The sequence below is a fragment of the Streptomyces bobili genome, assembly GCF_002154575.1.
Classification (GTDB): domain Bacteria; phylum Actinomycetota; class Actinomycetes; order Streptomycetales; family Streptomycetaceae; genus Streptomyces; species Streptomyces bobili.
This window is the reverse complement of sequence record NZ_MUBA01000682.1, coordinates 1-6861: the sequence shown is the minus strand read 5'-3', so window position 1 is coordinate 6861 and position 6861 is coordinate 1. Positions and strand designations below refer to the sequence as shown.

5 protein-coding genes are annotated in these 6861 nt (G+C 70.4%); 1 reads left to right on the top strand and 4 read right to left on the bottom strand.

Annotation, left to right across the window (positions count from 1 at the left end; translation table 11 throughout):
* The 4 genes from BZL64_RS36150 to leuS form a co-directional block, all read right to left on the bottom strand.
* The coding region (locus tag BZL64_RS36150; protein WP_086773267.1) for an SLBB domain-containing protein at positions 1–852 on the bottom strand (852 nt) is incomplete at its 3' end.
* 110 nt (positions 853–962) lie between these two features.
* Positions 963–1808, bottom strand: coding sequence for a DegV family protein (locus tag BZL64_RS36145; RefSeq protein ID WP_086773266.1), 846 nt, complete (start codon positions 1806–1808; stop codon positions 963–965).
* A 118-nt stretch (positions 1809–1926) separates the two neighbouring features.
* The gene (locus tag BZL64_RS36140; RefSeq protein WP_086773265.1) at positions 1927–2676 is read right to left on the bottom strand and encodes a hypothetical protein; all 750 of its coding nucleotides are present in this window, start codon (positions 2674–2676) and stop codon (positions 1927–1929) included.
* A gap of 227 nt (positions 2677–2903) precedes the next feature.
* On the bottom strand, positions 2904–5780 hold the full coding sequence (leuS, locus tag BZL64_RS36135) for a leucine--tRNA ligase (RefSeq protein WP_086773264.1): 2877 nt from the start codon (positions 5778–5780) through the stop codon (positions 2904–2906).
* 413 nt (positions 5781–6193) lie between these two features.
* On the opposite strand from leuS, the gene BZL64_RS36130 reads away from it, so the two are divergent.
* Positions 6194–6861 (top strand): ferric reductase-like transmembrane domain-containing protein (locus BZL64_RS36130; protein ID WP_483025118.1); only part of this gene is annotated, 668 nt, incomplete at its 3' end.

Below are 6861 nucleotides of genomic sequence, written 5' to 3'. Positions count from 1 at the left end.
CGGACCACGACGGCGTCCGCCTCCCGCCGTCGGCACGCCGGCCCCGGGCGGTCCACCCACGACCACCTGCTCCCCGTCCACGAGGAACCGCGCCCGGTTCAGCCCGTCGGTGTTCGTACCGGGCCGCACCCCACCGGCCGCGGTCAGCGCGTCGACCACACGCGAACCGGCCTGCAGCCGATGAATGCCGGGATGCCGGACCTTGCCGCTGACGTCGACCACGATCTCCGCCGCCGTGCCCGCCGCTCCACCGGACGCCGGAGACGAAGGCGAGGGCTCTGTCGGCCGGCTCCGCTCCTCGACTCCCTGGGGAGCGGCTGCCTGCACCACTTCGGGAGCCCGCACGGGCTGCGCGCGGCCGGTCCAGAAGTGCTGGACGGCGAACGCGGCGACGGCGACCACCACCACGGCCAGCGCGAGCACGCTCCCGCGTTCCAGCCCGCACCGCGCCTGCGCCCACACCGGCAGCCGCTCCCGCAGAGCCAGCCCGGCCCGCTCCCGCCAGTCCCCCGGCCCACGGGTCGCTCCCGCACGGTCTCCCAACTCGGCCGTGGCACGGTCCTCACACGTGATCTCCCGCGTGATCTCACCCATGCCGTCGGCCGTGCCCTCGGCCGTACCTGCTGAGCCGTCGCCGTCCCCCGGCGGCCCCATCCCCGACTCTCCCCGCTCGCCGGCCCGTTCGCCGAACAGCAGCTCCGCGCGTCGGCGCAGCTCCTCGGCCGGGGTATGACGGTTCCCCACCCGGCCGCGTGCCGGTGACCGTCGGTGTCGGACGCGTCCGTCGGAGCCGGGCCCGCGCCCGGGTCCACTCGTCGCTGTGGTGATGCGTGTGCGTGATCGAAGTGCCATGCCACGAGAATGGAACACTTCACGGAAGCGCGATGATCTTGCTCAATTTCCGGGGAGAACCACCCCGTTGTGGATAACTCCGCCACCCGCACGAGTGGGGCGGACGCTCCTCACCGAGCCGAAACCACCACTCCCAGCAGACCGGGCCCGGTGTGCGCGCCGATCACCGCACCCACCTCGCTGACATGCAGCTCCACGAGGCCGGGCACCCTGGCACGCAGCCGGTCCGCCAGCGCCGACGCCCGGTCGGGGGCGGAGAGATGGTGGACGGCGATGTCCACCGGGGAGCTGCCCGCCCGGTCGGCGGCTAGTTCCTCGAGGCGGGCGATCGCCTTCGACGCCGTGCGCACCTTCTCCAGGGGTTCGATGCGCCCGCCGTCGAGCTGGAGCAGCGGCTTGACCGCGAGCGCGGAGCCGAGGAGGGCCTGCGCCGCGCCGATACGGCCGCCACGGCGCAGATAGTCGAGGGTGTCGACGTAGAAGAAGGCGGAGGTGCCTGCGGCTCGTTTCTCCGCGGCCGTGACCGCTTCGTCCACCGTGCCGCCCGCTTCGGCGGTCTCGGCCGCCGCGAGCGCGCAGAATCCGAGCGCCATCGCGATCATGCCGGTGTCCACCACCCGCACCGGCACGGGCGCCTCGCGGGCCGCCAGGACCGCCGCGTCGTGGGTGCCCGACAGTTCGGCGGACAGGTGCAGCGACACGATGCCGGTGGCGCCGGCCTCGGCGATCCGGCGGTAGGTCTGCGCGAAGACCTCGGGGCTGGGGCGCGAGGTGGTGACGGAGTGTCGCTTCTGGAGCGCCTGGGCCAGGGAGCGGGTGGAGATCTCGGTGCCCTCTTCGAGCGCCTGGTCGCCGAGGACGACGGTCAGCGGCACCGCGGTGATGCCGTGGCGCTCCATCGTCCGCTGCGGCAGGTAGGCCGTGGAATCCGTGACGATAGCGACATGGCGGGACATGAGCTGGAGGTTACCTGCCGTATCCGCAGGAGGGGAGCCCGGCCCCTCACGGCCGACCGGCCCTTGACCGGATCAGTACCGTGCCTGACGGCCGGTCCAGTACCGTGCCTGACGTCTCTCAGGTGGTGCTCTCGGGCCGGGGCTTCTTCTGCCACGGGTAGGTGGGACGCGGTCCCGGTGGCGTGATGGCGGGCCGGGCGGGAGCCTCCGCAGCGCGGGAGGAGGGCGTCTCCGTCTCCGGCCGGGTCTGTCCTGCGGTCGCGCTGCCGGCGGCGGGCGCCTCGGGCCAGGAAGGCGATGCCTGCGCCTGTGCGGGGTCGTCCGCGGTGGTCCAGTGGCGCAGGGCGCCGGCCTCCAGGTCGATCTGTGCGTGGAGGGTGTCCAGGTCGTCGTCGGCGAAGCGGCGGGCCCGGTCGCGGGCGGCCCAGCGCAGGGAGTCCGCCGAGGACCTGACCCGTTCGGTGCGCTCGCGCAGCGAGCCCAGCCGCTCGACGAGGGCGGCCCGGTCGGGCTCGGACTCCAGTCCCTTCAGTTCGTCGTCCAGTTCGCGGCCGTGCCCGCTGAGGCGTGCGAAGAGGGCGAGGGACTCCTTGAGGGACTCGTCCTCGGCGACGCCCGCCTGAAGGGCCTCCTGGGTTGCCCGCAGCGAGGTGCGGAGCTTGAGGCGGAGCTGGGCGATCTCACCGGCGGGGCCGAACTGGGCGAAGGACTTGGCCCGCAGGGTGTGGTCCTCCACCGTGCGGCGGGCCTGGTTGATGGTGCGGTCCACGCCACGCTTGGCGGCGCCGACCACCTTCACCGTCGCGTAGACACCCACTGCCAGGAAGAGCACGAAAAGCAGGGCAAAGATCGCGATCACTGCTTCCACGAACTCTCCTCCTCCGGTCCCGAAGCGGCACACCTCGCGCCGCTCTTCAACGGTAAACGCTACGGGCAGGCCCGGAGTTCCACCGGAACCCCGAACCTGCCCGTAGGGGACTACCCCGAAGCGCGCACCGGCCCCAGCCGCTCACGCCCCACGCGCACCGGCCCCAGCCGCTCACGCCCCCGCGCACCGGCCTCGACCGCCCACGCCCACGGCCGTCACCGTGTTGATCAAGCGGGCACGATGTTGACCAGCTTCGGCGCCCGCACGATCACCTTGCGGATCCCCGCGCCGCCCAGCGCGTTGACGACGTTCTCGTCGGCCAGGGCCACCTTCTCCAACTCGTCGTCGGAGATGGCGGGCGACACCTCCAGGCGCGCCTTGACCTTGCCCTTGATCTGGACGACGCAGGTCACGGTCTCGTCCACGACGTACGCCGGGTCGGCCACCGGGAAGTCCCGGTGGACGACGGAGTCCGTGTGGCCCAGCTTGCGCCACAGTTCCTCGGCGATGTGCGGGGCCAGCGGGGCGATCAGCAGCACCAGGGACTCGGCGACCGTGCGTGACAGGGGGCCGCCCGCCTTGGTCAGGTGGTTGTTCAGCTCGGTGACCTTGGCGATGGCGGTGTTGAAGCGCAGGCCCTCCAGGTCCTGGCGCACGCCGTCGATGGCCTTGTGCAGGGCACGCAGGGTGTCCTCGTCCGGCTCGGTGTCGACGACGGTGACCTCACCGGTCGCCTCGTCCACGACATTGCGCCACAGCCGCTGGAGCAGCCGGAACTGGCCCACCACCGCGCGCGTGTCCCACGGGCGCGAGACGTCCAGCGGACCCATCGCCATCTCGTACAGGCGCAGGGTGTCGGCTCCGTACTCGGCGCAGATGGCCTCCGGAGTGACCGCGTTCTTCAGGGACTTGCCCATCTTGCCCAGCAGCCGGGAAACCTTCTCGCCCTGGTAGTAGTAGGCGCCGTCGCGCTCCTCCACCTCCAGTGCCGGTACGGCGATGCCGCGGCTGTCACGGTAGACGTAGGCCTGGATCATGCCTTGGTTGAACAGCTTGTGGAACGGCTCCGCGGAGGAGACGTGTCCCAGGTCGAACAGGACCTTGGACCAGAAGCGCGCGTACAGCAGGTGGAGCACGGCGTGCTCGGCGCCGCCGACGTACAGGTCGACTCCGCCGTGCGGCTGCCCCGCGCGCGGGCCCATCCAGTACTGCTCGATCTCGGGGTCGACCAGCTTCTCGGAGTTGTGCGGATCCAGGTAGCGCAGTTCGTACCAGCAGGAACCGGCCCAGTTGGGCATGGTGTTGGTCTCGCGGCGGTACTTGCGCGGACCGCGGCCGTCGCCCAGGTCCAGGGTGACGTCGACCCAGTCCTCGTTGCGCGACAGCGGCGTCTCGGGCTGGGTGTCGGCGTCGTCGGGGTCGAAGGTGCGCGGCGAGTAGTCCTCGACCTCCGGCAGCTCCAGCGGCAGCATCGACTCGGGCAGGGCGTGGGCGATACCGTCCTCGTCGTAGACGATCGGGAAGGGCTCGCCCCAGTAGCGCTGGCGGCTGAACAGCCAGTCGCGCAGCCGGAAGTTGACGGTGCCGGCGCCGACGCCGGTCCGCTCCAGCCACGCGGTGATGCGCTCCTTGGCCTCGCCGACGCCCAGGCCGTCCAGGGAGACCTGGTCGTTCGAGGAGTTGATGATCTTCGCGTCGTAGGAGGCGAAGGCGTCCTCCCACGTCGAGGTGTCGGTTCCCCGGCCGTCGGTCGGCTCGACGATGCACCGGATCGGCAGCTCGAAGGCGCGCGCGAACTCGAAGTCACGCTGGTCGCCCGCCGGAACGGCCATGATCGCGCCGGTGCCGTAGCCCATCAGCACGTAGTCGGCGATGAAGACGGGGACCTGCTCGCCGTTGACCGGGTTGGTCGCGTACGCGCCGATGAAGACGCCGGTCTTGTCCTTGGCCTCGGCCTGTCGCTCGACGTCGGACTTGGAGGCGGCCTGTGCGCGATACGCGGCGACGGCCTCGGTCGGGGTCGCGTGGCCGCCGGTCCACACGTGGTGCGTGCCCTCGGGCCAGGCGTCCGGGGTGAACTTCTCGACCAGCGGGTGCTCGGGCGCCAGCACCATGTAGGTCGCGCCGAACAGGGTGTCGGGGCGCGTGGTGAAGACGGTGACGTGCTCGCCGTCGATCGGGAAGCCGACGCGGGCGCCCTCGGAGCGGCCGATCCAGTTGCGCTGCTGCAGCTTGATGGCCTCGGGCCAGTCCAGCGCGTCCAGGTCGTCCAGCAGGCGGTCGGCGTAGGCGGTGATGCGCATGTTCCACTGGCGCAGCTTGGCCTTGAAGACCGGGTAGTTGCCGCGCTCGGAGCGGCCGTCGGAGGTGACCTCCTCGTTGGCCAGCACGGTGCCCAGTCCGGGGCACCAGTTGACGGGCGCGTCGGAGGCGTAGGCCAGGCGGTACTCGCTCAGGACGTCGGCGCGCTCGATGTCGCTCAGCTCGCTCCAGGAGCGGTCGCCGGGCAGGTCTCGCTCACCGGACTCGAAGCGGGCGACCAGTTCGGCGATCGGGCGGGCCTGCTTCGCCTCGTCGTCGTACCAGGAGTTGAAGATCTGCAGGAAGATCCACTGGGTCCACTTGTAGTACTCCGGGTCGATCGTGGCGAACGACCGGCGCTTGTCGTGGCCCAGGCCCAGCGCGCGGAGCTGGGACTTCATGTTGTTGATGGCGGCTTCGGTGGTGATCCGGGGGTGCTCGCCGGTCTGCACGGCGTGCTGCTCCGCGGGCAGGCCGAAGGCGTCGAAGCCCAGGGTGTGCAGGACGTTGTGGCCCGTCATCCGCTGGTAGCGGGCGAAGACGTCGGTCGCGATGTAGCCCAGGGGGTGACCGACGTGCAGGCCCGCACCAGAGGGGTACGGGAACATGTCCATGATGAACTTCTTGGGCCGGGCGACGACCGCGGGGTCGCCCGCGAGGTCGCCCGTCGGGTTCGGCGCCGCGTAGGTGTTCTCGGCGTCCCAGACGTCCTGCCAGCGTGCCTCGATGTCGGCTGCCATGGCGGCCGTGTACCGGTGCGGCGCGGCCACCTCTGCGGTGGCAGCGGGGTTCGTCTCGCTCATGTCCTCAAAGCTCCATCGATCGTCTCTGCCAGCGGCTGCCACTCAGGAAACGAAAAATCCCCTCGCACAGGAGGGGACGCCGCGCCGATTCCGAACCATCCGGTTCTCCGGCGTTCGGGACTGATCAGCGCGGCTCGCTAAGCAGAAGGCGTACGGCACGCATGGCCTCAGGGTACCGCAGGGCTTGAGCAAGCCGCGACGCGCTTGCGTATGCCTGGTCGACACGTGCGTACCGCACCCACAACTGAACCAAGGTCAGGGATTACTTCGCGTAACAGCCACTAAGGGACACTGCTGTGGCCACATTGTCCTTTGATAACAACGCAATAACTCAAACCTCGTACCCATCGGTATGGCGCCCACTTAGAGTTCGGCATCGGGACCGCTTTCCCGAACTGCTCGGAGTTGCCCCCATGAACCCTCGTCGTAGTAACAGCTCGCTCCCCCAGCCGGGCCGGTCGGCCTACGGGGTGGCGTCCGCTGTCGTCCTGCTTCTCATACCCGTGGTGGTGCTGGTCGGAGGCGACCAGTTCCGCGAGTTCCTGAACTTCGGCGCGGGTGTGCTGTCCCTCGTCTCGCTCAGCTGCTCGGTGATCTGGGGCCTGGTCGCCCAGGACCGGATCTTCCTCAACACGCGCCAGCGGCTCATCGGGCAGGCCGTGCACCGGACGACGGCGGTCGCCTCGATCGCGTTCCTGCTGCTGCACATCACCACGAAGATCGCGCTGGACCACACGCAGTTCATCGCCGCGGTCGTCCCGTTCTCGCTCGGCGTCACCGGGACCGCCGGCCTGATCGGCCTCGGCTCGCTGGCCGGACTGTTGATGATCTTCGTGGGTATCACCGGCGCGCTGCGCAGCCGGTTCGCCTCGCCGGCGCCGGTGGCCGCCCGCTGGCGGGCCATGCACATGCTGGCCTACCCGGCCTGGTGTGCCGCGCTGATCCACGGACTCTACGCGGGTCGAGCGGCCAAGCCGATCTTCACCATCATCTACAGCCTGTGCCTGCTGGGCGTCATGGCCGTCCTCGCGCTGCGCTCGTCACCGCGCCCCTTCAAGCGCAAGGTCGCCGACCGCATCGC